This is a genomic window from bacterium (genome assembly GCA_024224155.1).
GTDB lineage: Bacteria > Acidobacteriota > Thermoanaerobaculia > Multivoradales > JAHEKO01 > CALZIK01.
The window spans coordinates 1-4,476 of record JAAENP010000498.1; the positions used below are offsets into that span (position 1 = coordinate 1).

Here is a 4,476-nt window from a genome sequence, read left to right on the forward strand (position 1 = left end):
ACACGATCGAGCCCATCGACTTCTTTCTCGAGGATGAAGTGGTCGACCGCTTCATTCCCTCGACCATGGAAGCGATGACCTACCAGGACACGGTCTACGGTCTGCCGCTCAACTACAAGGTCATCACCCAGATCTACAACAAGAAGCTGGTGTCGAGCCCGCCCGCAACCTCGAAGGAGCTGGTCGAGGTGGCCAAGGGGCTGACCCAGGCCGAGGTCGGCAGGTTCGGGCTGGCCTACCCCTACAGTGATTTCTACTACCACGCGGCGTTGATGAACGCCTTCGACGGCGGCGTGTTCGGCGCCGACGGCAAGGCGACCATGAACACCGAGGCCAACGTCAAGGCCCTCGAGTATCTGATGGGTTGGTTCGAGCGCGACCAGATCCTGCCCGCCGAGCCTTCGACTGCTCTGATCACGGCGCTGTTCAACGACGGTAAGGCCGCGATCGTGTTCTCGGGGCCCTGGTTCCTGACCGAGGTCGCCGATACTATCGACTACGGCCTCGCGCCCCTGCCGACGATCGTCGAGATCGGCAACCCGATGCGCCCGTGGATGACGGTGGAAGGCGTCTACATCACCGCGCCTTCGGAGAACAAAGACGCGGCCTATGAGTTCGTGACCTATGTCACCGACGTTCCGGCCGCCAAGATCCTGGCGGTCGAGGGACGCCAAACGCCCGCCAACGAAGGGGTCTACGAGTTGGCCGAGGTGTCCGGCGACGAGCTCTTGCAGGCCTTCCGCAAGCAGGTCGAGGTGGCGATTCCGATGCCCAACCGTCCGGAGATGACCATGGTCTGGTCACCGGCGACAACGGCGATGAACAAGATCGTCAAGAAAACCGCGACACCTCAGTCGGCGATGGCCGAGGCGCAGGAGGACGTGGTCAAGCGAATTGCCGCGCTGCGCCAGTAAGAGCGAACCAAAGCGACCCAAGGGTTAAGGCAAACCGAAAATGAAGTTTCCTGAGATCAGCTCGAGACGCCTGTTGACAGCGCTGGGTGCGGCCGTGTTGCTGACCACGGTCGTAAGCCTGCTGGTCCAGAAGAGCGCCCTGCGGGCCAACGCCGAGATGGAGGCCGCGCGCTCGGCAACCGTCAGTTTGAGCGCGGTCACCGACCTCGCCGAAGAGATCGGCCTTGATGGAGAGGGGCTACAGGCGGCAGTGACCAGCTATGCCGACGGCGACCCGGTCCTGAACGTGGCCAGGGTCGTGCGTTTCAAGGGCATCCGGCTGGTCGCGTCGAACGCGCCCGGCGACGTCGGCGACAACGCCGCGCCGCGCAAAATGGCACGCGAGGAAAAACCGCTCTATGACCTCGGCCAGAGCCTGCGCGCGGCGGTCGAGACCAACGTCAGCGAAGGACGCTCCTGGAAGGACGAGATCGACATTCAGGCGCGAGACGAAGGCGGCCTGGCTCTCGCCGGGCCGGTGGAGGAGGGCGGCAAGATCGCCGGAGCGGTCCTGACCGAGACCATGCCGGGGGCCGCCCCGGCATCGGTGAGATGGATGCCGGCGCTCCTCGGCTTGATCGTTCCGCTCGTGGTCATGGCCCTGCTCCTGCCGCTCTTGCGCAACCGACCTTTGATGGCCTTGACCGTGGCGGCCGTCCTGGTGCTCTTCGGCGTCCTTTTCGTCGGCAGCCAGACGCTGGCCTCGCTGACGGAGCTGAGAACCGAGACCGAGAATGCGATCGCCGGCCGCCTGACCGAAGCACGGGACGCCGCGGTCGCGGCCTTTGGAGTCGCCCGGCTCGAATCGACGCCGCGGCTGGATCCGGCCGCCTGGGACGTGGACGAGTTCCGCCAGCCGTTGGCGGTGGTCACCGCCGACGGGGCGATCGAAAGCGAGCTCGCGGCATCGCTCGAGCGGGAGCGCGAATCGTGGTGGAAGCTCACGGCTCCCTTCGGCGTGCTGTCGTTGATTCTCCTGGCGTGGGTCGGGCTGGGCGGAGCCGCCAAGACCGCGGCCACGCTTTCCCGGCACCGTCGGGCCTACTACTACGTGCTGCCCGCGATCGGCGCCATGGTTCTGCTGGTTTTCTTTCCGTTCAGCTATGGCATCGGACTGTCGTTCACCAATTCCAACATCTACAACACCGGCGAGCCGATTACCGACATCTGGATCGGAGTCAAGAACTTCCTCGACATCCTGACCGACTTCGAGGTTCTCAAGACCACCGAAGAAGGCCGGGTCTTCAACTACCAGAATTTCTACTGGACCATGGGCTTCACCATCATCTGGACGGTGACCAACGTTGCTCTCGGCGTGTCGGTCGGGCTGTTTCTGGCCCTGCTCCTGAATCGGAAGGGGCTCGCGCTGCGGCCGATCTATCGGGTTCTCCTGATCCTGCCCTGGGCGGTGCCCAACTACATCACCGCGCTGATCTGGAAAGGAATGTTCCATTCCCAGTTCGGTGTGATCAATCAGGTGGTCCAGATGTTCGGCGGCGATCCGCTGTCGTGGTTCGACCGCCCGTTCACTTCGTTCCTGACGGTGCTCGCAACCAACGGCTGGCTGAGCTTTCCGTTCATGATGGTGATCTCTCTGGGCGCCCTGCAATCGATTCCGAGCGACCTCTACGAGGCGGCGCGGGTGGACGGCGCCAGCCGCTGGCAGCAGTTCAAAACCATCACTCTGCCTTCGATCAAACCCGCGCTGGTGCCGGCGATCATCATCTCGGTGGTGTGGACGTTCAATATGTTCAACATCATCTACCTGGTCTCGGAGGGTGAGCCCGGCGGATCGACCGAGATCCTGATCACCGAGGCTTACAAGATTGCCTTCGAGCAGTACCGCTACGGCTACGCGGCCGCGTACTCGGTGGTCATCTTTCTGATTCTTCTGGTGTACGGCACTTGGCAGAGCCGGGTCACCAAGGCGACGGAGGGCATATGAGCCGAAGCCGCAGATCCGACGAGATATCGCAGCTGCCGGTCCATCTGTTTCTGGTGGTGTTTGTCATTCTGACGATCTATCCGCTGCTCTGGGTGGTTACGATCGCCTTCTCCGGGCAGCAGAACCTGGCGATTGCCGACGTGCCGCCCGATCCCACGTTTTTTGATCGCCTGCGAGCGGTGATCCCCTGGCCGGCGACGATCACCTGGTCCAACTTCAAATCGGTCATGACCGATCAGCCCTTCGCCCGCTGGCTGCTCAACAGCGCCGTGGTCGCCGGGGCAACCACCGTGGTGGGTGTCTTCCTGGCCACGACCGCCGGCTACGCGTTCTCGCGCTTCCGGTTCCCGGGCCGGCGCGCCGGCATGCTGTCGTTTCTGGTGTCGCAGATGTTTCCCGGCACGCTGATGCTGATTCCGCTCTACATCATCATCGTCGGCTGGCTGGGTCTGGGCTCGAGCTGGATCGGCCTGATCCTGGTCTACACCACGGTCGCGATCCCGTTCTGCGTCTGGATGCTCAAGGGCTATTTCGACACGATTCCACTCGACCTCGAAGAGTCGGCGCGAATCGACGGCGCCACGCCGGGCCAGATCTTCCGGCACATCATCCTGCCGCTGGCCAAGCCCGCGGTAGCGGTCACCGCGTTGTTCTCGTTCATGACCGGCTGGAACGAGTTCATCATCGCCGCCACCTTCATGGATCAGGAGTCCATGTATACGGCGCCGGTCGGCCTGCGCTTCTTTGTCGGCGGCTACTCCCAGCAGTGGGGCTATTTTGCCGCCGGTTCGATCATCGTGGCGATTCCGGTGGTGTTGCTGTTTCTGTTCTTGCAGAAGTACCTGGTATCCGGTCTGACGGCCGGAGCCGTCAAGGGTTAGTAGAACCAAGCCAGTACCTTTTTGAAAAGGAGGGAGCATTATGTTGAAGAGGGCAATCACAATTGGGGCGATCGCCGCGCTGGCGATCATGAGCCTCGCCTCGACCGCTGTCGCGCAGTCGGTGTCCTTCGAGGATCCGACCGGCGACGACAACGGACCGGGTGGCTATGTCTACCCGACCGACGCGGTCTACACCAAGGGATCCTTCGATCTCACGGGCCTGAGCCTAGACGTCAAGGGCAAGAAAGCCAACGTCGACGTTTCGGTCAACGCCAACCTCGAGGATCCGTGGGGGATGGACGTCGGTTTCGCGGTCCAGATGGCGTTTGTCTTCATCGACAACGCCGAGGGTGGATTCACCGAGGGTCTCCCGGGAACCAATATCAAGTTCTCCGAGGACGACGCCTGGGACAAGGTCATCATCCTGTCGCCTCAGACCAGCGCTCGCGTGAAGCAGGAGTGCGAGGCCAAGGCCAGCGCCATGATGGACGCGATCGTCGTGCCCAGTCGGACCACCGGGCGCGGCCGGACCATCACCGGTTCGCTCAAAGCCGCCGATCTGGGCGAGGGTGATCCCACGACCTGGGGCTATCAGGTGGTGATGCAGTCGAACGAGGGCTTTCCGGCGGACATGGATCTGCTGACCCGGAAGGTCAACGAGTACGAGGGCCAGCATCGCTTTGGCGGCGGCACCGAC

Annotated in this window: 4 protein-coding genes; all 4 read left to right on the top strand. The window is 62.9% G+C overall.

Translation table 11 applies throughout. The annotated features are described in order from the left end of the window. On the top strand, positions 1-914 hold a 914-nt coding region (locus GY769_23500), incomplete at its 5' end, for an extracellular solute-binding protein (GenBank protein ID MCP4204885.1). Positions 915-1,287: 373 nt separating this feature from the next. Beyond that, complete coding sequence (locus GY769_23505; protein ID MCP4204886.1) at positions 1,288-2,898, top strand: ABC transporter permease subunit; 1,611 nt, start codon at positions 1,288-1,290, stop codon at positions 2,896-2,898. Then, the gene (locus tag GY769_23510) at positions 2,895-3,779 is read left to right on the top strand and encodes a sugar ABC transporter permease (protein MCP4204887.1); all 885 of its coding nucleotides are present in this window, start codon (positions 2,895-2,897) and stop codon (positions 3,777-3,779) included. Before GY769_23505 ends, GY769_23510 begins: the two co-directional genes overlap by 4 nt. 40 nt (positions 3,780-3,819) lie before the next feature. Continuing rightward, positions 3,820-4,476, top strand: a 657-nt coding sequence (locus tag GY769_23515) for a hypothetical protein (GenBank protein MCP4204888.1), incomplete at its 3' end; no start/stop codon positions are given.